At 70.3% G+C, this 21735-nt stretch carries 25 protein-coding genes; 16 read left to right on the top strand and 9 right to left on the bottom strand.

The window, feature by feature from the left end; genetic code table 11:
- The first annotated feature begins 5 nt into the window (after window positions 1-5).
- The 6 genes from PS271_RS17910 (at window position 6) to PS271_RS17885 (ending at window position 4869) form a co-directional block, all read left to right on the top strand.
- Window positions 6-1595, top strand: coding sequence for an acyl-CoA carboxylase subunit beta (locus tag PS271_RS17910; RefSeq protein WP_398382900.1), 1590 nt, complete (start codon window positions 6-8; stop codon window positions 1593-1595).
- 41 nt (window positions 1596-1636) lie between these two features.
- On the top strand, window positions 1637-1846 hold the full coding sequence (locus tag PS271_RS17905) for an acyl-CoA carboxylase epsilon subunit (RefSeq protein WP_398382898.1): 210 nt from the start codon (window positions 1637-1639) through the stop codon (window positions 1844-1846).
- A gap of 8 nt (window positions 1847-1854) precedes the next feature.
- On the top strand, window positions 1855-2460 hold the full coding sequence (locus PS271_RS17900) for a hypothetical protein (RefSeq protein WP_398382896.1): 606 nt from the start codon (window positions 1855-1857) through the stop codon (window positions 2458-2460).
- A 48-nt stretch (window positions 2461-2508) separates the two neighbouring features.
- A complete protein-coding gene (mmpB, locus tag PS271_RS17895) occupies window positions 2509-2637 on the top strand; it encodes a morphogenic membrane protein MmpB (RefSeq protein WP_398382894.1) in 129 nt (42 codons plus the stop codon).
- A 121-nt stretch (window positions 2638-2758) separates the two neighbouring features.
- Window positions 2759-4222 (top strand): peptidoglycan D,D-transpeptidase FtsI family protein, encoded by a 1464-nt coding sequence (locus PS271_RS17890; protein WP_398382892.1) that lies wholly within the window; start codon window positions 2759-2761, stop codon window positions 4220-4222.
- Window positions 4223-4263: 41 nt separating this feature from the next.
- A complete protein-coding gene (locus PS271_RS17885) occupies window positions 4264-4869 on the top strand; it encodes a nucleoside triphosphate pyrophosphatase (protein WP_398382891.1) in 606 nt (201 codons plus the stop codon).
- A 13-nt stretch (window positions 4870-4882) separates the two neighbouring features.
- Here PS271_RS17885 and PS271_RS17880 read toward each other — a convergent pair whose 3' ends face one another.
- Entirely contained in the window at window positions 4883-5086 is a 204-nt protein-coding gene (locus PS271_RS17880) for a hypothetical protein (protein WP_398382890.1), read from the bottom strand.
- A gap of 97 nt (window positions 5087-5183) precedes the next feature.
- A complete protein-coding gene (locus PS271_RS17875) occupies window positions 5184-5615 on the bottom strand; it encodes a hypothetical protein (RefSeq protein ID WP_398382888.1) in 432 nt (143 codons plus the stop codon).
- Window positions 5616-5731: 116 nt separating this feature from the next.
- Between PS271_RS17875 and PS271_RS17870 the strand changes: the two genes are divergently transcribed.
- Together PS271_RS17870 and PS271_RS17865 are read left to right on the top strand one after the other, a co-directional pair.
- Entirely contained in the window at window positions 5732-6565 is an 834-nt protein-coding gene (locus PS271_RS17870; RefSeq protein ID WP_398382886.1) for a helix-turn-helix domain-containing protein, read from the top strand.
- Complete coding sequence (locus PS271_RS17865; RefSeq protein ID WP_398382884.1) at window positions 6562-6822, top strand: DUF397 domain-containing protein; 261 nt, start codon at window positions 6562-6564, stop codon at window positions 6820-6822. Before PS271_RS17870 ends, PS271_RS17865 begins: the two co-directional genes overlap by 4 nt.
- On the opposite strand, the gene PS271_RS17860 is transcribed toward PS271_RS17865, so the two are convergent.
- Window positions 6770-7939, bottom strand: coding sequence for a methyltransferase domain-containing protein (locus PS271_RS17860; RefSeq protein ID WP_398382882.1), 1170 nt, complete (start codon window positions 7937-7939; stop codon window positions 6770-6772). The genes PS271_RS17865 and PS271_RS17860 overlap by 53 nt on opposite strands.
- Before the next feature lie 418 nt (window positions 7940-8357).
- Between PS271_RS17860 and PS271_RS17855 the strand changes: the two genes are divergently transcribed.
- On the top strand, window positions 8358-8924 hold the full coding sequence (locus PS271_RS17855; protein WP_398382880.1) for a DJ-1/PfpI family protein: 567 nt from the start codon (window positions 8358-8360) through the stop codon (window positions 8922-8924).
- A gap of 73 nt (window positions 8925-8997) precedes the next feature.
- Window positions 8998-9774 (top strand): IclR family transcriptional regulator, encoded by a 777-nt coding sequence (locus PS271_RS17850; RefSeq protein WP_398382879.1) that lies wholly within the window; start codon window positions 8998-9000, stop codon window positions 9772-9774.
- Here the strand turns inward: PS271_RS17850 and PS271_RS17845 are convergent.
- The gene (locus PS271_RS17845) at window positions 9732-10193 is read right to left on the bottom strand and encodes a hypothetical protein (protein ID WP_398382877.1); all 462 of its coding nucleotides are present in this window, start codon (window positions 10191-10193) and stop codon (window positions 9732-9734) included. The two genes, PS271_RS17850 and PS271_RS17845, sit on opposite strands and share 43 nt — an antisense overlap.
- A gap of 406 nt (window positions 10194-10599) precedes the next feature.
- Here PS271_RS17845 and PS271_RS17840 point away from each other — a divergent pair, with 406 nt between their 5' ends.
- A complete protein-coding gene (locus PS271_RS17840; RefSeq protein ID WP_398382876.1) occupies window positions 10600-12360 on the top strand; it encodes an ATP-binding protein in 1761 nt (586 codons plus the stop codon).
- A 64-nt stretch (window positions 12361-12424) separates the two neighbouring features.
- On the opposite strand, the gene PS271_RS17835 is transcribed toward PS271_RS17840, so the two are convergent.
- Together PS271_RS17835 and PS271_RS17830 are read right to left on the bottom strand one after the other, a co-directional pair.
- Window positions 12425-12670, bottom strand: coding sequence for a type II toxin-antitoxin system RelE/ParE family toxin (locus tag PS271_RS17835; RefSeq protein WP_398382875.1), 246 nt, complete (start codon window positions 12668-12670; stop codon window positions 12425-12427).
- Complete coding sequence (locus tag PS271_RS17830; protein WP_398382874.1) at window positions 12667-12939, bottom strand: type II toxin-antitoxin system Phd/YefM family antitoxin; 273 nt, start codon at window positions 12937-12939, stop codon at window positions 12667-12669. Before PS271_RS17830 ends, PS271_RS17835 begins: the two co-directional genes overlap by 4 nt.
- A gap of 121 nt (window positions 12940-13060) precedes the next feature.
- Here PS271_RS17830 and PS271_RS17825 point away from each other — a divergent pair, with 121 nt between their 5' ends.
- The gene (locus PS271_RS17825; protein ID WP_398382872.1) at window positions 13061-13663 is read left to right on the top strand and encodes an SbtR family transcriptional regulator; all 603 of its coding nucleotides are present in this window, start codon (window positions 13061-13063) and stop codon (window positions 13661-13663) included.
- A 14-nt stretch (window positions 13664-13677) separates the two neighbouring features.
- On the opposite strand, the gene PS271_RS17820 is transcribed toward PS271_RS17825, so the two are convergent.
- Both PS271_RS17820 and PS271_RS17815 read right to left on the bottom strand, forming a co-directional pair.
- The gene (locus PS271_RS17820; RefSeq protein ID WP_398386916.1) at window positions 13678-14646 is read right to left on the bottom strand and encodes a DeoR family transcriptional regulator; all 969 of its coding nucleotides are present in this window, start codon (window positions 14644-14646) and stop codon (window positions 13678-13680) included.
- Between the two features lie 220 nt (window positions 14647-14866).
- Window positions 14867-16315: an NAD(P)H-quinone dehydrogenase gene (locus PS271_RS17815; RefSeq protein ID WP_194959735.1), complete on the bottom strand. Its 1449-nt coding sequence runs from the start codon at window positions 16313-16315 to the stop codon at window positions 14867-14869.
- A gap of 166 nt (window positions 16316-16481) precedes the next feature.
- Between PS271_RS17815 and PS271_RS17810 the strand changes: the two genes are divergently transcribed.
- The 3 genes from PS271_RS17810 to PS271_RS17800 all read left to right on the top strand — a co-directional run bounded on the left by PS271_RS17810 (window position 16482) and on the right by PS271_RS17800 (window position 19974).
- Window positions 16482-16919 carry a gamma-glutamylcyclotransferase family protein gene (locus PS271_RS17810; protein ID WP_030369994.1) on the top strand — a complete coding sequence of 146 codons (438 nt, stop codon included), beginning with the start codon at window positions 16482-16484 and terminating at the stop codon, window positions 16917-16919.
- 116 nt (window positions 16920-17035) lie between these two features.
- On the top strand, window positions 17036-17857 hold the full coding sequence (locus tag PS271_RS17805; RefSeq protein ID WP_391831564.1) for a purine-nucleoside phosphorylase: 822 nt from the start codon (window positions 17036-17038) through the stop codon (window positions 17855-17857).
- Window positions 17858-18297: 440 nt separating this feature from the next.
- Entirely contained in the window at window positions 18298-19974 is a 1677-nt protein-coding gene (locus PS271_RS17800; protein ID WP_398382870.1) for a phospho-sugar mutase, read from the top strand.
- A 49-nt stretch (window positions 19975-20023) separates the two neighbouring features.
- Here the strand turns inward: PS271_RS17800 and PS271_RS17795 are convergent, their stop codons facing one another.
- A complete protein-coding gene (locus PS271_RS17795) occupies window positions 20024-20584 on the bottom strand; it encodes a PH domain-containing protein (protein ID WP_398382869.1) in 561 nt (186 codons plus the stop codon).
- 159 nt (window positions 20585-20743) lie between these two features.
- On the opposite strand from PS271_RS17795, the gene deoC reads away from it, so the two are divergent.
- Window positions 20744-21727 carry a deoxyribose-phosphate aldolase gene (deoC, locus tag PS271_RS17790; RefSeq protein WP_398382867.1) on the top strand — a complete coding sequence of 328 codons (984 nt, stop codon included), beginning with the start codon at window positions 20744-20746 and terminating at the stop codon, window positions 21725-21727.
- Window positions 21728-21735: the final 8 nt, after the last annotated feature.

Below are 21735 nucleotides of genomic sequence, written 5' to 3'. Positions count from 1 at the left end.
TCCCGATGTCCGAGCCGGAACACGACATCCACACCACCGCGGGCAAGCTCGCGGATCTCCAACGCCGCATCGAGGAGGCCACGCACGCCGGCTCCGCCCGTGCCGTGGAGAAGCAGCACGCCAAGGGCAAGCTGACCGCCCGCGAGCGGATCGAACTCCTCCTGGACGAGGGTTCCTTCGTCGAGCTCGACGAATTCGCCCGCCACCGCTCGACGAACTTCGGCATCGAGAAGAACCGCCCGTACGGCGACGGCGTCGTGACCGGCTACGGCACGGTCGACGGCCGCACCATCTGCGTCTACTCGCAGGACTTCACGGTCTTCGGCGGCTCGCTGGGCGAGGTCTACGGCGAGAAGATCGGCAAGGCCATGGACTTCGCGCTGAAGACCGGCTGCCCGATCGTCGGCATCAACGACGGCGGCGGCGCCCGCATCCAGGAGGGCGTGGTCGCCCTCGGCCTCTTCGGCGAGATCTTCCGCCGGAACGTGCACGCCTCGGGCGTCGTCCCGCAGATCTCCCTGATCGTCGGCCCGTGCGCGGGCGGCGCGGTCTACTCCCCCGCGATCACCGACTTCACGGTCATGGTCGACCAGACGTCGCACATGTTCATCACCGGCCCGGACGTGATCAAAACCGTCACGGGCGAGGACGTCGGCTTCGAGGAGCTGGGCGGCGCCCGCACGCACAACACCACCTCGGGCGTGGCGCACCACATGGCCGGGGACGAGAAGGACGCCATCGAGTACGTGAAGGCGCTCCTGTCGTACCTGCCCTCGAACAACCTCTCCGAGCCCCCGGCCTTCCCCGAGGAGGCCGACCTGGAGATCTCGCCGGCCGACAGCGAGCTGGACACCCTCATCCCGGACTCGGCCAACCAGCCGTACGACATGCACACCGCGATCGAGCACGTGCTGGACGACGGCGAGTTCCTGGAGACCCAGGCCCTGTTCGCGCCGAACATCATCACCGGCTTCGGGCGTGTCGAGGGCCGGCCGGTCGGCATCGTCGCCAACCAGCCCCTCCAGTTCGCCGGCTGCCTCGACATCAACGCGAGCGAGAAGGCCTCCCGTTTCGTCCGCACGTGCGACGCGTTCAACGTGCCGGTGCTCACCTTCGTCGACGTGCCGGGCTTCCTGCCGGGCACCGACCAGGAGTACAACGGGATCATCCGCCGCGGCGCCAAGCTGATCTACGCGTACGCGGAGGCGACCGTCCCGCTGATCACGGTGATCACGCGGAAGGCGTTCGGCGGTGCGTACGACGTGATGGGCTCCAAGCACCTCGGCGCCGACCTCAACCTCGCGTGGCCCACGGCGCAGATCGCCGTCATGGGCGCCCAGGGCGCGGTCAACATCCTGCACCGCCGCACGATCGCCGCGGCGGAGACGGACGAGGAGCGGGAGGAGCTGCGCGCGAAGCTGATCGCGGACTACGAGGACACGCTGCTCAACCCGTACGCGGCCGCCGAGCGCGGCTACGTGGACGCGGTGATCATGCCGAACGAGACGCGCCGCCACATCGTGCGGGGCCTGCGGGCGCTGCGCGACAAGCGCGAGGCGCTGCCGCCGAAGAAGCACGGCAACATCCCCCTCTAGATCCCTTCCAGATCCCTCTAGATCCCTCCGGGAGGCGTCCGGTGATCAAGGTAGTACGGGGCAATCCGACCCCCGAGGAGCTCGCCGCCGCCCTGGCGGTGGTCCAGGCCCGCGCGGCGGCGGGCAGCGCCGCCGCGCCCGCGGCGGGCGAGGCCCGCCCGGAGTGGTCGGCGCCGGCGCGGCGCCTGGCGGCGAGCCGGATGGCACAGCCGGGCCCCAGGGCGTGGCGTACGACGTACTGGCCGTCATAGTCGTACAGGTGAATCTTCGTTCGAGTTCGTTGCTCCTGTCCGTTTCGCTGGCCTTCGGGGCAGGACCGGCCGCGGCCTCACCGGCCGCGGCCGACGGACGCCCGCAGGAGTGCAAGCGGAAGCCGCTCGACTACTACCCCCCGTCCGCCACGCTGTCGCTCGACAAGGCGGAGGTCGGGCAGGGGGAAGAGGTCGAGGTCGACTGGCTGGACGAGTGGAGGGACGCCGGGGAGAAGACGGTGACCGTCACGTCGGCGGCCTTCGAGCGCCCGGCCGTCCTCACCTTCGCGGGCCGCCAGTACACGGGGACGGCGAAGATCAAGGCCGGGGCCGGGCCGGGACCGCAGTACGCGACGCTGACCAGCCACGGCGGGTGCGGGCGGCTGACGAAGACGTTCGTGATCACAGCTCGGGGCGGCACCGCCGCCGCGACCCCGGAAGCGGACGAGGCCCCCTGGACGTTCACCATCACCAGCGGAGCTCCGGAAGCGGACGAGGACGCCGGCGAGGACTCCTGGCAGGGCCCGGCCCTGGCGGCGGGCGGCGCCGCGGCCGTGCTGGCGGCCGCGGGCGCCCTCGCCCTCCGGCGCCGCCGAGGAAAGTCCCCGAGCTGAGTACGGGTACTCAGGCGGTAACGCCCCGCTCGCGCCACGATGGATCCGATGCTGTGGTCAGACCCGTCGAACGAACCCCCCGAGGAGCTGCGCGAGGCGCAGGCGATGCTCCGCCGGGCCGGTCTCGTCATCGCGATCAGCATGATCGCGGCGTTCATCCTCCTGGGCCTGCACTGAGCCGCGCCTCACCACGAGCCGGCCCCACAGGAAACCCACAGTTACAGGGGCCCTGCAACCAAATCCTCCCCACCCGCATCATCGCTAGTGAAATGCCGCGAACCGGGGAGTGCGTCACACCATGAACAAGCCCGTGCGCCACATATCCGTCTTTGTCGGAGTGCTGATCCTGGCGCTGCTGGTGCAGGCGACCTGGGTGCAGTTCGTCCGCAGCGACGAGCTGTCCAACCACAAGGACAACAAGCGGGTGAAGATCGCCTCCTTCGCCCAGCCGCGCGGCAACATCATCGTCGGCGGCCAGCCCGTCACGGGCTCCGAGGAGACGACCGGCGACTACAAGTACAAGCGCACGTTCAAGGACGGCGAGATGTACGCCCCGGTGACCGGCTACTCCTCGCAGCTCTACGGCAACAGCCAGCTCGAATACGTCAACAACAAGCTGCTCAGCGGCACCGACGACAAGCTGTTCCTCCAGCGCACCACCGACATGCTCACGGGCAAGAAGCCCCACGGCGGCGACGTGGTGACGACGATCGACCCCAAGGCGCAGGAAGCGGCGTTCAAGGGCCTCGGCAAGTACAAGGGCGCCGTGGTCGCCCTGGACCCGCGGACGGGCAAGATCCTCGCGCTCGCCTCCACGCCCTCCTACGACCCGTCCGTGTTCTCCGGCAACACGCTGAAGGACCAGGAGGCGTACAAGAAGCTGGAGGCCGACAAGGACAAGCCGCTGGTCAACCGGGCGATCAAGGAGCGCTACCCCCCGGGTTCCACCTTCAAGATCCTCACCGCCGCGGCCGCCCTCGAACACGGCATCGTCACGGACATCAACGCCAAGGGCAGCGCCCCCGTCCCGTACCCGCTGCCGCTGAGCACCACCAAGGTCCGTAACGACGTCCAGACCGACGAGTGCGTCAACGGCTCCCTGATGGCCGGCCTCCAGTGGTCCTGCAACAACGTCTTCCTCGACCTGGCCGACAAGCTGGGCAAGGACAAGATGCGGGAGACCGCGGAGAAGTTCGGCTTCAACAACAAGGACATCTTCATCCCCAACGGCACCGTCGAGAGCATCTACCCCAAGAACCTCGACCGCCCGCAGACCGCCCTCACCGGCATGGGCCAGGGCAGCCTCGACAGCACCCCGCTCCAGATCGCGATGATGACGGCCGCCCTCGCCAACGACGGCAAGCTCATGAAGCCGTACCTCGTCGAGGAGCTGCGCGACCCGAACCTCAACACGCTGGAGAAGCACAAGCCCGAGCAGATGTCGCAGGCCGTCTCCGCCGACACGGCGAAGAAGGTCCAGCAGATGATGGAGAACACCGCCAAGAACGGCACCGGCAAGGCGGCCCTCATCGACGGCGTCACCGTCGGCGCCAAGACCGGCACGGCGCAGCACGGCGTCAACAACGAGAAGCTCCCGTACGCCTGGTTCGTCTCCTACGCCAAGCAGGCCGACGGCTCCCCCGTCGCGGTCGCCGTCTTCATCGACCCGGACGGCTCGGGCATCGACCGCGACGAGATCCACGGCGGCGCGCTGGCGGGCCCGATCGCGAAGAAGGTCATGGAGGCCATCGTCAAGAAGTGAGGCCCGGGAGGTCGACGACGAGGTTGTCTACGATGGCGGACATGACCGCTCAGCGCCGCCGTCTCGTCCTCGGCTCCCAGTCCCCCGCCCGCCTCGGCCTGCTCAAGGCCGCGGGGCTCGACCCCGAGGTGATCGTCAGCGGCGTGGACGAGGACGCCCTGACGGCCGCCACGCCCGGTGAGCTCGCCCGGGTCCAGGCCGAGGCCAAGGCCGACGCGGTCGCCGCCCGGCCGGAAGCGGCCGGGGCGCTGGTCATCGGCTGCGACTCCGTCCTGGAACTGGACGGCCGGGCCCTAGGCAAGCCCGCGGACGCCGAGGACGCCACCGCCCGCTGGAAGTCGATGCGCGGCCGGTCCGGGATCCTCCGGACCGGCCACTGCATCATCGACACGGCCACGGGCCGCCGGGTGTCGGCGACCGCCTCCACGACCGTGCGCTTCGGCGAGCCCTCCGACGCCGAGATCGCCGCGTACGTCGCGACGGGTGAGCCGCTGTACGTCGCGGGCGCCTTCACCCTCGACGGCCGCTCCGCCCCCTTCATCGAGGGCATCGAGGGCGACCACGGGAACGTCGTCGGCCTCTCCCTGCCCCTCCTGCGCAAGCTCCTCGCGGAGGTCGGGGTCCCGATCACGGACCTGTGGGTCTAGGCCCGGCAGCGCACTACATCGGCAGCAGACCGGTCACCGGCGCGAGCACCCCGAGCACCGGGTCGATCGCCTTCGTGACCTGCCCCAGCTGGTTGAGCTGGTTCAGCTTGTTGAGCTGATTCGTCCCGTCCGGGTAGATGCTCGTCGGCGGGTGCGCGTCCATCCCGTCCGGCGGAGCGATGACGCCTCCGGCGTGGGTGACGGGGGGTTGCGGCATGGGAGCGGCCGAAGCGGCAGTGGCGGTCAGGGTGAGAGCGGCGCCGGTGAGAGCGGCGGCAGCAACAATGCGCTTCATCATGACCGCCACAACGAGGTCACGGCGCCTCGGTCACCATTCCTTCCGCCACTCGGGGGGTGCTCCCCAGAAATGCACGGGCCGTACTGAGCAGAAGAAGCGTATGCACGAGCCGCGGCCCGTCCGGGGCGGGCCGCCACCACCATGAGAGCGGCCATGTGGCGCCGTACAGCGCGGGAATGAGGACGTAGTCGAGCCGCTCGACGCCTGCCGGCCAAGAACGGTGGGATGTACTTCCCGGCTTCAGAAGGAAGTACATGGCCTTGCCGTTGTTCGCTTCCGCGATGATCGGACCGGGTTGGCCGGCGGTGAGCATGGCCATGGCATGGGCCAAGCGCCGACCGCTGTCGCCGCGGACGCGGACGGCGTCGAAGTGGACGCCGGTCTTTCGAAGTTGGTGACCGGCGGCGGGCAGCCACGCGTTTTCGGTCAGGTGACCTTCCTTGTTCATGTGACGAGTGTCACCGAGCTTCGCTAGGTTTTCCATCACGGAGCGTCAACCACTGCTAACGGTGCGATCTGATCGAACGCTCCTTGAGCCCGTTTGAGTCCAGTTGAGGGGGAGCGGTGGCGCGTCCGGAGAACAAGGACAGGACAAACACGGCGACGCATCTTGCAGCGGAGATTGCCAAGTTGATGCGGCAGCACTCGCGAATGACACAGGAGGAAGTCGGTGCGCACATCGGGTATACGGGGTCGGCCATCAGCGCTCTGGAAACGGGCGCACAGCCCCCCACCGAGAAGATGCTGGACGGCCTGGAGAAGGCAATCGGGGGCGGAATCGGCATCTTCACGGCAGCCAAGAAGTACCTGATGCTGGACAAGTACCCCACGCACTTCCGGGATTACGCGGGTCTGGAACGTAGGGCGCTCTCGGTCAGCTCATACATGACGTTCGTGGTCGACGGCTTGTATCAGACCGAGGACTACGCGCGCGCAATCATCGGCGGCAGCTACCCCCCACTGCCGGAGGCCAGAGTGGAGGAACTGGTCGAAGCGAGGATGGCGCGCAAGGCCATCCTCGACCGCGAGCCGACAGCACTGCTGGAGCTGATCCTTGAAGAGTCGGTGCTCCGCAGGCCGTTCGGCAGCAGGGAGATCATGCGGAATCAGCTGCTCTACCTCGCCGAGTGTGCAAAGCGGCGAAACGTCACGATCCAGGTGCTGCCCATGGACCGAGGGCTGAGCGGTGACTACGCCGGTGACCGCGACAAGATGAAACTGCTGGAGACGCCAGAGCATCGCCTAGTGGTCTTCGTGGAGAGCCAGGGCATCACCAACTTGATCAGCGCCCCAGAAGAGGTATCAGAACGGGCGCACCGATACGCGAAGATCCGCGCACAGTCTCTGAGCCCGATCCAATCATTGGACCTCATCGAACGGTTGGCAGGAGAGCAATGAGCACAACCCGCCTTTGGCGCAAGTCCAGCTACAGCGACGGGAGTGGCGGCGACTGCGTCGAAGTCGCCACCGCCTGGCACAAGTCCAGCTACAGCGACGACAGCGGCGGTCACTGCATCGAAGTCGCCAGACGCCCGAACCGGCCCCCGGTACACATACAAGGGGTCCACATACGCGACTCCAAGAACCCCACCGGCCCCACCCTCACCGTGGACCCCCGCACCTGGTCGGCGTTCCTCGGCTACGCGACGCGATGACGTTGCCGGGGTCGTCCAGCCAGACCTGCTCACCCTCGCAACCGACGGCAAGGCCCGCGCGGTCGCGGCCGGGGCGGCCGTACCGCTCCCATCGCCGGTAGGCCGCTTCGACCTCATCCCAGAGCCGCCGGGGCCCGTACTGCTCGACCTCGTAGTCGGCCTGGTCGCCGGGGACGTACTCGGCCGTGGCCCAGGACTTCTTGTCCTGGGAGAAGAGCCAGAGGGTGGATTCGCCGCTGCCGTCGTCGGCCTTGCCGACGAAGTGCCACGCGTCGCGCACGGCGAGGTCGACGTAGAACAAGGCGTCGGGGTCGTCGGTGACGCACAGCGGGCTGACCGTGGTGCGGCCGGGAACGCCGTCGTCCTCGTGGTGGAGGAAGTCTCGCAGACGCCCTCCCCCACCGGGGCGGCTGCGGGTGTGCATGAACGCCGGGTTGCCGGTGAAGCGGCCTTCGGCGCGCCCGTCGGAGACGTCAAGGACGGCGAAGCTGTAGTGGAACAGACCGCCGCCCCACGGTGCGACGATCCGCCCGCGCGGGGCCTGCGCCACCCAGGCGTAGGGGATCTCGGGCACGGTGTACGTGGCGAGGATCCGGTCGTACGGCGCGCCCTGGGGCCGGCCTTCTTCGGCGTTGCCGCACAGGACTCGGGGGGTGAAGCCGGCTCGGGCGAGGTTGTCCTCGGCTTGCTCGGCGATGCGCGGGTCCACGTCCATGGTGGTGACCCGGTCGGATCCGAGGCGGTGACAGAGCCAGGCCGCGTTGTAGCCGGTACCGGCTCCGCCTTCGAAGACGGTCTGACCTTCGCGAACGTCCAGCAAGTCGAGCATGTCGAGCATGACGGTCGGCATGGAGCTGGAGGACGTGGGGCGCTGGTAGGCGTCCTCGCCGAGGTCCACGCCCTCGTTGACCTGGGTGATGAGCGGCAGGTCGGCATAGACGGCCCGGGCCCAGCGCTCGGGGTTCCCGGAGCGGTCGAACGTGCGGCCGCCGGCCTCGAAGGTGTCGGGAAGGAAGAGTTCCCGCGGCACACCTTGGACCGCGGCCCTCCAGGGGGACTCCGGCGGCAGGGAGCCCTTGTTGGTGAGGATCTGGACCAGGCGTGCCGGGGTGCTCATCTACGCGCTCACTTCTTCTTCGGCGGTTCGGTGACGGGCTTGTTCCACTGCCCGTCACTCTCGCGAGGGGACTGCTGTTTGTCTCCTTCTTCTCCGCCCTTGTCGTCACCGTGCTTTCCCACGGGCATCTCCTTCTGCCGGGCTGCCGTAGAGCCCCGAGCGGGGCCTGCTGCCTGCCCTTCGGGGGTTCGCCCGATACGGTGCAGGTGTCGTAGGGGCGCCCGCAAGAGGACAGGGCGGCTCGTACCTCAACTGTCGTCAACAGTTGAGGAGCACAGGCCCGCAGTAGGGCGCATGGAGCCTGACGCACGGGAGTGCGCCGTCGGAAACCCACCACGTGGTCAAGTTTCCTTGGGCATGTCAAGGCGCATATTCCGGTAGAGCCAACGACTCCACCCCGAGGAGCGAGGAGCCAGCCATGCCGAGGATCCTGATCACGACCGGTGACGCCGCCGAGGACCTGGAGGTCCTCTACCCCTACCAGCGCCTGCTGGAGGAGGGCTACGAGGTGGACATCGCCGCCCCCACCGTGAAGCAGCTCCAGTTCGTCGTGCACGACTTCGTCGCGAGCTTCGACACGTACACGGAGAAGCTCGGGCACAGCTGGCCCGCGGACGTCGCGCTGGCGGACGTGAACCCGGGCGACTACGCCGCGGTCGTCATCCCCGGCGGCCGCGCGCCGGAGTTCCTGCGGCTGGATCCGGACTTCCAGCGGATCATCAAGTGGTTCTTCGCGCGGAACAAGCCCATCGCGCACATCTGCCACGCCGTGACCGCCCTGACCCCGCTGGGCGTCCTCAAGGGCCGCCGCACGGCGGCCTGGCCCGCGTGCCGGCCGGACGTCCAGCTCGCGGGCGGCACGTTCGTGGACGCGGAGGCCGTCGTGGACGGCAACATGGTGTCGGCGCGGGCCTGGAACGACCAGCCGGCCTGGATGCGCGCCTTCGTGGAGCTGCTGCGGGAGCAGGCCCCCGTCAAGAGCTAGGTCAAGAGCTCGGTCCCTGTGCGAGGCTGGTAGGTCCGTCCGCCGCCTCGCCCGAAGGGAACCCCCTACCGCCATGTCCCAGTCCGTGGACCGCGCCCTGGACGTCCTGGACGCCGTCTCGGCGGCCAGCGCCCCTGTGCCGGCGAAGGCTCTGGCCCGGCAGCTCGGCTACAGCCTCTCCACGGTGTACGAGATCCTCGGCACGCTGACGGCCCGCGGCCATCTGGTCCGCACGTCCGGCGGGTACGCGCTCGGCTACCGCGTACCCGCCCTGCACCAGGCGTTCCAGCGGCAGATGCAGCTGGACGACGCCGTGCACGCGCTGCTGCTGCGGGCGCGGCGGGAGGCGGGGGCGGACACGTACTTCAGCACGTACCGGGACGGGGCGATCGCCGTCCTCGCGGGGAACGCGGCCGTGCCGTCCACCGGCGGGTTCACCGTGGGCCGGGACTTGGACGGGCACGCCACCGCCCACGGGAAGGTGCTGCTGTCCGCTCTGCCGCGGGCGGCGCGGATGCGCTACCTGACCGGTACGGGGATGCGGGCGATCACGCCGCGGACGATCACGTCCCCGGCCCGCCTGGACGCGGAGCTGCTGCGCGTGCGGCGGGAGGGTGTCGCGGTGGAGGTGGAGGAGTGCGCGCCGGGAGTGGCGTGCGTGGCGGTGCCCGTGCCGGCCACGGCGGGAGGCCGCGCCGTGACGGCCGTATCGGCCGCGGTGCCGCTGGAGGATTTCCACCGCCGGCGCGCGCAGCTGACGGGGACGCTGCGCCACGTGGCGGCGGAGGCGGCGAAGTTGGCCGCGCGTCACCGCGGCGCGGGGGCCGCCTCCACGGCTTCCGGCGGCTGACCCGGCCCCCGGCTCCAGGCCTCCGGGTCGTACGCGAGCAGCGTCCAGACGACGAGCGCGAGGACGGCCATGACGGCCGCGAACGCGCCCCAGCCGACGAGGGCGACGCAGAACGCGCCCAGAAGGCCGTGTACGACGCCGCAGGTGATCAGCAGGATCCTGCCGGCTGTACGGGGCGGGCGGTCGCGCAGGGCCGCGCGGAGGGCGACGAAGGCGCAGACGAGCAGGTAAAGGGCGAAGAGCCCGCCGGCGATCCACGCGGCGAGGGACATCAGCCCCGGGTCGCTCCCCGCGAGGGACATCCGCTGGCGGCGGACGACGACGCCGAGGATCCAGTTGATGAATGCGATGCCGAGTCCCTCGCCGGCGAGGGCGAGCGCGGCGAGGCCGGCGACGGACCGGCGCAAGCGGGTGGTCATGGGTCACCCCCTGAGACCTTCGGGTTACCGCGGGTATGGGCGTCATAAAGGACGCTACTCACGGGTAGATCCCAGGGCAAGGGGTCCGGCCGAGGCCGCGCCCGGGACCGCTACCGCGGCGCTCCGCCCCGCGGCGCGGAACCCGGATCCGCAAACTTTGGCCCACCCGTTCGTAGGGACTCGACAAAGAATGCTGTTTCCCGCTCACCGCCGCGGTGGGAGAGCTCTGCCACAGTCAAAGGTCGGCGGAGACCCTCATACCCGGCGTACCGTGGGAGAACTGGGGACTTTGGCGCGCACACGGCCTCCGGTTCACGCTCCGTGTGGGCAAGCTCACCTCGGGAGTCGGCTCGGCACAGAGTGTCGCCAGTACCTAAACTCACCTTGTTTCAAGGAGGGAGCCATCGTGCGCAAGGTGCTCATCGCCAACCGTGGCGAAATCGCTGTCCGCGTTGCTCGCGCGTGCCGGGATGCCGGGATTGCCAGTGTGGCGGTCTACGCGGATCCGGACCGTGACGCGTTGCATGTCCGCGTTGCTGATGAGGCGTATGCGCTGGGCGGTGACACCCCGGCGACGAGTTACCTCGATGTGGCCAAGGTGCTGGCCGCGGCCGCCGAGTCGGGAGCCGACGCTGTTCACCCGGGTTACGGGTTCCTTTCCGAGAACGCCGACTTCGCCCAGGCCGTCCTGGACGCGGGGCTGACGTGGATCGGCCCGCCGCCGCAGGCGATCCGGGACCTGGGCGACAAGGTGGCGGCCCGTCACATCGCCCAGCGCGCCGGTGCCCCCCTCGTCGCGGGCACCTCCGACCCCGTCGCGGGGGCGGAGGAGGTCGTGGCGTTCGCCGAGGAGCATGGCCTGCCGATCGCGATCAAGGCCGCCTTCGGCGGCGGCGGGCGCGGTCTGAAGGTCGCCCGCACCCTGGAGGAGGTCCCCGAGCTCTACGACTCCGCCGTCCGCGAAGCCGTAGCCGCCTTCGGCCGGGGGGAGTGCTTCGTCGAGCGCTACCTCGACCGTCCCCGCCATGTGGAGACCCAGTGCCTGGCGGACAAGCACGGCAACGTCGTGGTGGTCTCCACCCGTGACTGCTCTTTGCAGCGCCGTCACCAGAAGCTGGTCGAGGAAGCCCCCGCGCCGTTCCTCTCCGCCGAGCAGAACGCCGAGCTCTACCGCGCTTCGAAGGCCATCTTGCGCGAGGCCGGCTACGAAGGCGCCGGCACGTGCGAGTTCCTCGTGGGGCAGGACGGGACGATCTCCTTCCTGGAGGTCAACACCCGCCTCCAGGTCGAACACCCCGTCACCGAAGAAGTCACCGGCATCGACCTGGTGCGGGAGATGTTCCGCATCGCTGACGGTGAGGAACTCGGCTACGACGACCCGCCGCTGCGCGGGCACTCCTTCGAGTTCCGCATCAACGGCGAGGACCCGGGCCGTAACTTCCTGCCCGCCCCCGGCACCGTCACCCGCTTCGAAGCCCCGACCGGGCCGGGTGTGCGCCTGGATGCGGGGGTGGAGTCCGGCAGTGTCATCGGCCCGGCCTGGGACTCCCTGCTGGCCAAGCTGATCGTCACCGGTGCCACCCGTGAGCAGGCGTTGCAGCGGGCGGCGCGGGCGCTGGGAGAGTTCACGGTCGAGGGCATGGCCACCGCCCTTCCCTTCCACCGTGCCGTGGTCGCCGACCCCGCCTTCACCTCCGATCCCTTCCACGTCCACACCCGCTGGATCGAGACGGAGTTCGTCAACACCATCGAGCCGTTCACCGGCGCCGGTGCGGGCGGTGAGGAGGACGAGGAGGCTGCGGGCCGTGAGACGGTCGTGGTCGAGGTCGGCGGCAAGCGCCTGGAAGTCTCCCTGCCCTCCTCGCTGGGGATGACACTGGCGCGTACCGCGGCTGCGGGTGGGGCGAAGCCGAAGCGCCGTGCGGCGAAGAAGGCCGGCTCCGCCGCCTCGGGTGATGCGCTGACCTCGCCGATGCAGGGCACGATCGTGAAGGTCGCGGTCGAAGAGGGCCAGGAAGTCGCCGCGGGCGAACTCATCGTGGTCCTTGAGGCGATGAAGATGGAACAGCCCCTCAACGCCCACCGCGCGGGCACCGTCAAGGGCATCACCGCCGAAGTCGGCGCCTCCGTCTCCTCCGGCGCCGTCATCTGCGAAATCAAGGACTGACAGCAGCCATACGCAGGTGGGCCCCAGCCGAGGTCGGCTGGGGCCCACCTGCGTATACAGAACCTCAGGGGACGCGGCCGACCAACATGACGACGACGATGTCCCCGTCCACGCGGTACAGCACCCGCCATGTACCGACCGGAAGTCTGTAATAGCCGGACCCGCCAAGAGGAACAGCCGCCTCAGGGCAAGCTCTGTCGGCCAGTTCACGGACAGCCGAAGCGCATGCCTTGGCACCGATCGCGTCACGCTGACGTAAGCGACGGTATTCGTCCATAGCGCGTGGGTTCCAGATCAACGTGAAGCTCACTCCGCAGCCGCCCTGTCCTCAGCTTCCAGCTGCGCCATGAACTCGTCATGCGCGACCCCAGCGCTCCCCGTCTGCTCCCACCGGGCCTGCGCTTCTGCTAGATCATCCTTGTCCCGGAACCTCTGAAGTTCTTCCAGCTCCTCTATCGGGATCAGTGCGGCCGCCGGCTTCCCGTACTCGGTGACGATGATGTGCTCGTGCCCGTGACGCACACGGCCAACGAGCTGCCCGAGCTGGTTCCGGGCCTCGACGAGGGAGTAGGTATCCATACTCAAACGGTACGCACCCGCCACTGTGTACAACAGTCGCCCGATCGGATGACCCCCCTTCGGCCGGCAAGGCCAGTGGCATCCTTGGCAGGCGGGGAGCGAGAGGGAGGACTCGGCAGCCATGGCCACGGAGATCACACAGGCGTCACCACGCCCCATGCGCGCGGACGCGCGGCGCAACTACGAGCGGCTGCTCGTGGAGGCGCGGACCGCGTTCACCGAGCACGGCACGGACGCCTCTCTGGAGGACATCGCCCGCCGGGCCGGCGTCGGCATCGGGACGCTCTACCGCCACTTCCCCAACCGCACGGCGCTCATGAGCGCCGTCTTCCAGGTCGAGGTCGACGGCCTCCTCGCCCGCTCCCGTGAGCTCCTCGCCTCCCCCGAGCCGTGCCGGGCCCTCGTCGAGTGGCTCCGGGCATGCGTGACGCACGCCAGCACGTACCGGGGCCTCTCACGGGCCCTGCTGGCCGCCCAGTCGGACGAGGCCTCGGCGATGTCCCGGTGCAGCCTGCCGCTGCGGGAGGCGGGCAGCGTGCTCCTCGCCCGGGCGCAGGGGGTGGGCGCGGTCCGCCCCGACGTCGGCATCACCGACGTCATGCAGCTGACGAACGCGATCTCCCTGGCCGCGGAGCAGTCCCCCGACGACCCGGAACTCCCGGACCGCCTCCTGAAACTCACCCTCCGCGGCCTTCAGGGAGCCCCCTGCTCGGACCCCGAGTAGCCCTGTAAGCCCCCTCAGCGGCGCCTCGGGGCCAGGTCCGCCACCCTTGCCGTCGGGGGCTCCGCGCCCAGCGACCCCGCGCTGCGGAGCGGGGGGGCGGAGCCGCCTTGGGGCTGGGTGCCCGGGGGGAGCGGGTGGTGCGTCCGCCGCTGGCCCGGCAGCGGCGGGACATCCCGCCGCCGCTGCTGCTGCGGCACCTGCTCGGGCCCCGGCATCGCCCCCGCGGGGGCCCCCGCTCCGGGCCCGGCGACCGAGATGTGCACACCCTGGTCCGCGAGCGCTTGCAGCTCCGTCGCCGCGCGGTCGTCGTGCGACGGCGGCTCGTCCGTCACCAGCCGCGTGATCACGTCGGTCGGCACCGTCTGGAACATCGTGTCCGTGCCCAGCTTCGTGTGGTCCGCGAGCACGACCACCTCCGCCGCCGCCTGCACCAGCGCCCGGTCCACGCTCGCCGAGAGCATGTTGGACGTGGAGAGGCCCCGCTCCGCGGTCAGCCCGCTCCCGGACAGGAACGCCCGGGTGACCCGCAGGCCGTGCAGGGACTGCTCCGCCCCGCTGCCCACCAGCGCGTAGTTGGACCCTCTCAGCGTGCCGCCGGTCATGACGACCTCGACCCTGTTGGCATGGGCGAGCGCCTGGGCGACGAGCAGGGAGTTGGTGACGACGGTCAGACCGGGCACCCGCGCGAGCCGGCGGGCCAGCTCCTGCGTGGTCGTGCCGGCGCCGACGACGACGGCCTCGCCCTCTTCGACGAAGCTCGCCGCGAGATCGGCGATGGCCGTCTTCTCGGCGGTCGCTAGATGGGATTTCTGCGGGAAGCCGGACTCCCGGGTGAAGCCGCCCGGCAGCACCGCACCGCCGTGCCGGCGGTCGAGGAGTCCTTCGGCCTCCAGTGCCCGCACGTCCCGCCGTACGGTCACTTCGGAGGTCTGGACGACGCGGGCGAGCTCACGGAGCGAAACCGCCCCGTTGGCCCGCACCATTTCGAGGATCAATTGGCGACGTTCTGCAGCGAACACGAAACCGACAGTAACGCCAACGACCATCCGTTTTCAGCAGGTTGCAGCAATTAACGGAAGTTGTCCGCTCCGGAACGCTCAAAGTGGTATAGGAGGCCCGGTCCCAAGGCCAAAGCCTCCACCACCACTCAGCGCGACAATCGCTACCCAAACCCTCGCGGAGCGTCTATACCGAATCGGGCTATTACGCCTCGCGCTGCGTCTTCCGCGTGTGCAGCTGCCGCGCGACCTCCGCCAGCGAGCCGGAAAGCGACGGGTAGACGGTGAACGCGTTCGCGATCTGCTCGACCGTGAGGTTGTTGTCCACGGCGATGGCGATCGGGTGGATGAGCTCACTGGCCCGCGGGGCGACCACGACGCCGCCCACCACGATGCCCGTGCCCGGACGGCAGAACATCTTCACGAAGCCGTCCCGGATGCCCTGCATCTTCGCGCGCGGGTTCCGCAGCAGCGGAAGCTTGACGACCCGTGCGTCGATCTTGCCGCTGTCGACGTCGGCCTGGGTGTACCCGACCGTCGCGATTTCGGGATCCGTGAAGACGTTCGCCGAAACCGACTTCAGATTGAGCGGCGCCACCGCGTCACCCAGGAAGTGGTACATGGCGATGCGTCCCTGCATGGCCGCGACCGACGCGAGCGCGAGCACGCCCGTGCAGTCACCGGCGGCGTAAACGCCCGGGGCGCTCGTCCGCGACACCCGGTCGGTCCAGACGTGCCCGGAATCCTTGAGCCGGACCCCGGCCTCCTCCAGCCCGATCCCTTCGGTGTTCGGAATGGAGCCGACCGCCATGAGGCAGTGCGTACCGGTAATGACCCGACCGTCGGCCAGCGTGACCTCGACCCGGTCACCCACCCGCTTCGCGGACTGGGCCCGCGACCGCGCCATGACGTTCATGCCACGGCGCCGGAAGACGTCCTCCAGGACAGCGGCAGCGTCCGGGTCCTCACCCGGCAGCACGCGGTCCCGCGACGACACCAGCGTCACCTTGGATCCCAGCGCCTGGTACGCACCGGCGAACTCGGCACCGGTCACACCGGAGCCCACCACGATGAGCTCCTCGGGGAGCTCGTCCAGGTCGTAGACCTGGGTCCAGTTCAGGATGCGCTCGCCGTCCGGCAGCGCGTCGGGGATCTCCCGCGGGTGGGCGCCCGTGGCGATCAGCACCGCGTCGGCGACCAGCGTCTCCTCGGTGCCGTCGGCGGCCGTCACGATCACGCGGCGCGACCCGTCCGGCGCCTGGTTCGGCTCCAGCCGGCCCCGGCCGCGCAGCACGCGCCCGCCCGCCCGGGTCACGGACGCGGTGATGTCGTGCGACTGCGCGAGCGCCAGCCGCTTCACACGGCGGTTGACCTTCCCCAGGTCCACGCCGACGACCCGCGCCGCCTGCTCGATGTGCGGCGTGTCGTCGGCGACGATGATCCCGAGCTCCTCGTACGAGGAGTCGAAGGTCGTCATCACCTCGGCCGTCGCAATGAGCGTCTTAGAGGGCACGCAGTCGGTGAGCACCGACGCCCCGCCCAGACCGTCGCAATCGACGACGGTCACCTCCGCGCCGAGCTGCGCGGCGACGAGCGCCGCCTCATAGCCGCCGGGTCCGCCACCGATGATCACGATCCGAGTCACGTACTCCATTGTCCCGTACCCGTCGAAGCGACTTCTCCCGGGGCCTCCCCCGCGGATCCACGCCCGTAGGCCGTACGGCAATCCGTGCGAGAACCGGCAGGAGGTTCCGGACGAACCTCCCTTCGAGACTGCCATCCCAAATGCCGTCGCGCCTCACTCCCGTACCCTCGAAACCATGTCGCTCTACGCCGCGTACGCCGGCAACCTCGACGCGCGGCTGATGTCCCGCCGCGCACCCCACTCGCCCCTGCGCGGCACGGGCTGGCTCGCCGACTGGCGGCTGACCTTCGGCGGCGAGCAGCTTGGCTGGGAGGGCGCGCTCGCGACCGTGGTCGAGGCACCCCGCTCCCAGGTCTTCGTCGCGCTCTACGACATCGCTCCGATGGACGAGGACTCGATGGACCGTTGGGAGGGTGTCGGCCTCGACATCTACCGCCGGATGCGCGTCCGCGTGCACACTCTGGACGGCGAGGAGCCCGCGTGGATCTACGTCCTGAACGGCTACGAGGGCGGCCTGCCCTCCGCCCGCTACCTCGGCGAGATCGCCGACGCGGCGGAATCCGCCGGCGCGCCCCACGACTACGTCATGGAGCTGCGCAAGCGCCCCTGCTGAGGGGCCGCGCCCGGGTTGTGACGACTGCATCTCGTCACAACCCACAAAGCAACAATCGGAACACCGTGACCAGTGACATCTACGCGCGTAGGCGATAAGCGGCTACCCTCGTCCGCGTGAACGCATCAGTTACTCCCGACATCCAGGCCGACCCGTACGCCGCGGCGGACGCCGCCGCCGCCCGTCTGCGCGAGCTCACCGGCGCCGAGACCCACGACGTCGCCCTGGTCATGGGCAGCGGCTGGCTCCCCGCGACCGAGGCGCTCGGCACCCCCGAGGCCGAGTTCCCGGTCACCGAGCTCCCCGGCTTCACCGCGGCCGCCGTGGCGGGCCACGCCGGCACGGTCCGCTCGTACAAGATCAACGAGAAGCGCGCCCTGGTCTTCCTCGGCCGCACGCACTACTACGAGGGCCGCGGCGTCGCCGCCGTCGTCCACGGCGTCCGCACGTCCGTCGCCGCCGGCTGCAAGACCGTCGTCCTCACCAACGGCTGCGGCGGCCTCCGCGACGGCATGCGCCCCGGCCAGCCCGTGCTGATCAGCGACCACATCAACATGACGGCGACCTCGCCGATCGTCGGCGCCAACTTCGTCGACCTCACCGACCTGTACTCCCGCCGTCTGCGCGCCCTGTGCAAGGAGGTGGACGAGACCCTGGAGGAGGGCGTCTACGTCCAGCTCCCCGGCCCGCACTACGAGACGCCGGCCGAGATCCGCATGGTCCGCACGCTCGGCGGCGACCTCGTCGGCATGTCCACCACGCTCGAGGCCATCGCGGCCCGCGAGGCGGGCGCCGAGGTCCTCGGCATCTCCCTCGTGACGAACCTCGCCGCGGGCATGACGGGCGAGCCCCTCAACCACGAAGAGGTTCTCCAGGCCGGTCGCGACTCCGCGTCCCGCATGGGCCAGCTCCTGGCCCAGGTCCTCCCGAAGCTCTGACCTTGCCGGTCTTACGGCGCCGCACCCCGTTCATGGCTGAGCCATCGTTCACGGTGCGGCGCCGTTCCCCTTCCCGGGGGGGGCGCCGTACGGTGCGGGCCCGGCCCCGTACCCCCGCGCGCCTGCGGCGCGCGACACGCCCACCCACCCGCCCGATTGCCCGGAACCGCGCGGTTCACGGTCAGGGGCGGGCCCGGCAGCCACCGGCGTACCGCGGGCCACAAGCCCGAGCGGGCCCGCAGAATGCGTACGCGCGGGAGGGTGCGGGGCGGGCCGGGCCCGGCAAGGGGCGTAAAGCGTGATTTGTGGGCCCACCTTCCGGGCACCCAAAGCTTGGGCCAGAGGGCCCGTAAATCATGCAGCCCCGTAGGGCTCGGCCCGCACCGCACCCGCCCCACCCGACACAGACCCCATACCCCGAACCCTCCGTAGGAGACACCGTGGAGCGAGACGACGCCCTCATCGCCCAGGCCCGAACCTGGCTCGCCGAGGACCCCGACCCCGACACCCGCGACGAGCTCGCCCGGCTCATCGACGACGGGGACACCGCCGAACTCGCCGCCCGCTTCGCCGGCACCCTCCAGTTCGGCACCGCCGGCCTCCGCGGCGAACTCGGCGCCGGCCCCATGCGCATGAACCGCTCCGTCGTCATCCGCGCCGCCGCCGGCCTCGCCGCGTACCTGAAGAACCAGGGCCACAGCAACGGCACCGTGGTCATCGGCTACGACGCCCGCTACAAGAGCGCCGACTTCGCCCGGGACACCGCCGCCGTCATGGTCGGCGCCGGCCTGAAGGCCGCCGTCCTCCCCAAGCCGCTCCCCACCCCCGTCCTCGCCTTCGCGATCCGCCACCTCGGCGCCGTCGCCGGCATCGAGGTCACGGCCAGCCACAACCCGCCCCGTGACAACGGCTACAAGGTCTACCTCGGCGACGGATCCCAGATCGTGCCGCCGGCCGACGCCGAGATCGCCGCCGAGATCGCCGCGATCAAGAGCCTGGACGACGTCCCGCGCCCCTCCGCCGGCTGGGAGACCCTCCGCTACGAGGACGTCGTCGGCGCCTATCTGGCCCGCACCGACGCCGTCCTGACCGGCGGCTCCGCCCGCGACGTCCGCGTCGTCTACACGCCCATGCACGGCGTCGGCCGCGACGTCCTGACCGCGGCCTTCGAGCGCGCCGGCTTCCCCGCCCCGACGGTGGTCGCCGCCCAGGCCGAGCCGGACCCGGACTTCCCGACCGTGGTGTTCCCCAACCCGGAGGAGCCGGGCGCCATGGACCTGGCGTTCGCCACGGCCCGCGAGGCGCAGCCGGACATCGTCATCGCGAACGACCCGGACGCGGACCGCTGCGCCGTCGCCGTCCCCGACCCGGGCAGCGCCGAGGGCTGGCGCATGCTCCGCGGCGACGAGGTCGGCGCGCTGCTCGCCACGCACCTGGTGCACAAGAACGCCCGCGGCACGTTCACGACGACGATCGTCTCGTCCTCGCTGCTCTCCCGCATCGCCGCCGCGAGCACCGGCACGCCGTACACGGAGACCCTGACGGGGTTCAAGTGGCTGGCCCGTGTCGACGGCCTGCGCTACGCCTACGAGGAGGCGCTCGGCTACTGCGTCGACCCCGAGGGCGTCCGCGACAAGGACGGCATCACCGCGGCCCTGCTGGTCGCCGAGCTGGCGGCGGAGCTCAAGGAGTCCGGCCGCACGCTCAGCGACCTGCTGGACGACCTGGCGGTCGAGCACGGCCTGCACGCCACGGACCAGCTGTCGGTGCGTGTCCAGGACCTGTCGCTGATCGCGGACGCGATGCGGAGGCTGCGGGAGCAGCCGCCGGCGGTCCTGGCGGGCCTGCACGTGACGTCGGCGGAGGACCTGGCCAAGGGAACCGACGAGCTGCCGCCGACGGACGGCCTGCGGTACCACCTCGCCGGTGACGCCACCGGAACGGTCTCCGCGGCGCGGGTGATCGTCCGCCCGAGCGGCACGGAGCCGAAGATCAAGTGCTACCTGGAGGTAGTGATCCCGGTCGCCGACGCGGCGGCGCTCTCGGGCGCGCGCGCCAAGGCGACGGAGGTCCTGACCGCGATCAAGGCGGACCTGTCGCAGGCAGCGGGCATCTAACGCCGAGGGGGTCCGGGGCTGAGCCCCGGACCCCCTGAGTGGTTGCCGGTCAGCCGACCACCAACAGCACCACGAACAACACCAACCCGGCCCCCGCAGGCGCCAGCACCTCATACGCCCACCGCACGCCCACATCCCCCTTCGCGTCCTCCCGCGAAGCCCCCCGCTCCGCAAGCTCCTGGAGCTCCGCGACGGTCTGGTCGGCCGGAGCCGACTCCCCGGCGCCCCGCGCGGCCTTCTTCCGCTTGCGCAGGGAAACCGGCACGGCCCACAGCTGGTACGTGGAACCTCCGGCCAGCACCTCGCTCGAATACCCGGCCCGTACGGCGTCCACCGCCGCCCACGGCAGCGTGATCGTCCGGAACGGGTTCCGCACGAGCAGCCGCGAAGCACCGGCGAAGACGGCCGGCCGCAGCGTGAAGGCGATGATCAGCGGTACGACGCAGAGCAGGCCGGCCAGGGCCAGCCAGGGCGTACGGCCCTCGCCGCGGGCCACGGCGTCGCCGCCCAGCCAGCCGGCGAGGGCGAGGAGCAGCACGCCGCCGGCGACGCCGGCGGGCGAGCGGTAGCGCCTGTCGGCGTATTCCTGTTCGGGGCTAGGGCTCGTCATGGGCAGATTCTGCCTGACGCCTCCGACAGCGAAGCCGCAGTACGCCCGCAGCCGCGGCGGAGGAACATCGGGCGGCTGCACAAGACGCCCGAACAAGACGCCCGGAGAACCCGAGGGGTGTACACACGCTACGCGCGTAGATATGCTCATCTGGTGACCATGCCCACCACAGTTCCCGCACACGGCAACGACGCCGCGGGGCGGCTGAAGGAGCTGGCGGACGCCACCGCCTCCGACAGTGCGCTGCGCCGCTTCCTGCACGGACTCCCGGGGGTCGACGCGGTCGGGCTGGAGGCCCGCGCCGCCTCGCTCGGCACCCGCTCGATCAAGACCACGGCGAAGGCGTACGCCATCGACCTGGCGATCTCGATGATCGACCTCACGACGCTCGAGGGTGCCGACACCCCGGGCAAGGTCCGGGCCCTGGCCGCCAAGGCCGTCAACCCCGACCCGACCGACCGGACGACGCCGCGCACCGCCGCCGTCTGCGTCTATCCCGACATGGTGGCGACGGCCAAGGCCGTCCTCGCCGGCACGGACGTGAAGGTCGCCTCCGTCGCCACCGCGTTCCCCGCCGGCCGCGCCGCGCTGCCGGTCAAGCTCGCGGACACGCGCGATGCGATCGAGGCCGGTGCCGACGAGATCGACATGGTCATCGACCGCGGCGCCTTCCTCGCGGGCCGCTACATGGACGTCCTCGAAGAGATCCGCGCCGTCAAGGCCGAGTGCGGCGACAAGGCCCGCCTCAAGGTGATCTTCGAGACGGGCGAGCTGTCGACGTACGACAACATCCGCCGCGCGTCCTGGATCGGCATGCTCGCGGGCGCCGACTTCATCAAGACCTCGACCGGCAAGGTCGCGGTCAACGCGACCCCGGCGAACACCCTGCTGATGCTGGAGGCCGTGCGGGACTTCCGCGCGCTGACCGGCGTCCAGGTCGGCGTGAAGCCGGCCGGCGGCATCCGCACCACCAAGGACGCGATCAAGTTCCTGGTCCTGGTCAACGAGACCGTGGGCGAGGACTGGCTGGATAACCACTGGTTCCGCTTCGGCGCCTCCAGCCTCCTCAACGACCTGCTGATGCAGCGGCAGAAGCTGAGCACCGGGCGTTACTCCGGTCCCGACTACGTGACGGTGGACTGACCGACATG

The sequence above is a fragment of the Streptomyces sp. SCA2-17 genome (assembly GCF_044336695.1).
Note: the sequence above shows the minus strand (reverse complement) of the source record. Positions and strands in the feature narration are given on the sequence as shown.

Excerpts from the sequence above, each read along its gene's own strand:
- PS271_RS17875 (WP_398382888.1), bottom strand. The coding sequence starts at position 5,615 with ATGAACAAGGAAGGTCACCTGACCGAAAACGCGTGGCTGCCCGCCGCC.
- PS271_RS17830 (WP_398382874.1), bottom strand. The coding sequence starts at position 12,939 with ATGGATACCTACTCCCTCGTCGAGGCCCGGAACCAGCTCGGGCAGCTC.
- deoC (WP_398382867.1), top strand. The coding sequence starts at position 20,744 with ATGCCCACCACAGTTCCCGCACACGGCAACGACGCCGCGGGGCGGCTG.
- PS271_RS17880 (WP_398382890.1), bottom strand. The coding sequence starts at position 5,086 with ATGCCGCAACCCCCCGTCACCCACGCCGGAGGCGTCATCGCTCCGCCG.
- PS271_RS17825 (WP_398382872.1), top strand. The coding sequence starts at position 13,061 with ATGGCCACGGAGATCACACAGGCGTCACCACGCCCCATGCGCGCGGAC.
- PS271_RS17885 (WP_398382891.1), top strand. The coding sequence starts at position 4,264 with ATGACCGCTCAGCGCCGCCGTCTCGTCCTCGGCTCCCAGTCCCCCGCC.
- PS271_RS17845 (WP_398382877.1), bottom strand. The coding sequence starts at position 10,193 with ATGACCACCCGCTTGCGCCGGTCCGTCGCCGGCCTCGCCGCGCTCGCC.
- PS271_RS17795 (WP_398382869.1), bottom strand. The coding sequence starts at position 20,584 with ATGACGAGCCCTAGCCCCGAACAGGAATACGCCGACAGGCGCTACCGC.
- PS271_RS17860 (WP_398382882.1), bottom strand. The coding sequence starts at position 7,939 with ATGAGCACCCCGGCACGCCTGGTCCAGATCCTCACCAACAAGGGCTCC.
- PS271_RS17850 (WP_398382879.1), top strand. The coding sequence starts at position 8,998 with ATGTCCCAGTCCGTGGACCGCGCCCTGGACGTCCTGGACGCCGTCTCG.
- PS271_RS17820 (WP_398386916.1), bottom strand. The coding sequence starts at position 14,646 with ATGGTGCGGGCCAACGGGGCGGTTTCGCTCCGTGAGCTCGCCCGCGTC.
- PS271_RS17910 (WP_398382900.1), top strand. The coding sequence starts at position 6 with ATGTCCGAGCCGGAACACGACATCCACACCACCGCGGGCAAGCTCGCG.
- PS271_RS17810 (WP_030369994.1), top strand. The coding sequence starts at position 16,482 with ATGTCGCTCTACGCCGCGTACGCCGGCAACCTCGACGCGCGGCTGATG.
- PS271_RS17815 (WP_194959735.1), bottom strand. The coding sequence starts at position 16,315 with ATGGAGTACGTGACTCGGATCGTGATCATCGGTGGCGGACCCGGCGGC.
- PS271_RS17865 (WP_398382884.1), top strand. The coding sequence starts at position 6,562 with ATGAGCACAACCCGCCTTTGGCGCAAGTCCAGCTACAGCGACGGGAGT.
- mmpB (WP_398382894.1), top strand. The coding sequence starts at position 2,509 with ATGCTGTGGTCAGACCCGTCGAACGAACCCCCCGAGGAGCTGCGCGAG.
- PS271_RS17855 (WP_398382880.1), top strand. The coding sequence starts at position 8,358 with ATGCCGAGGATCCTGATCACGACCGGTGACGCCGCCGAGGACCTGGAG.
- PS271_RS17890 (WP_398382892.1), top strand. The coding sequence starts at position 2,759 with ATGAACAAGCCCGTGCGCCACATATCCGTCTTTGTCGGAGTGCTGATC.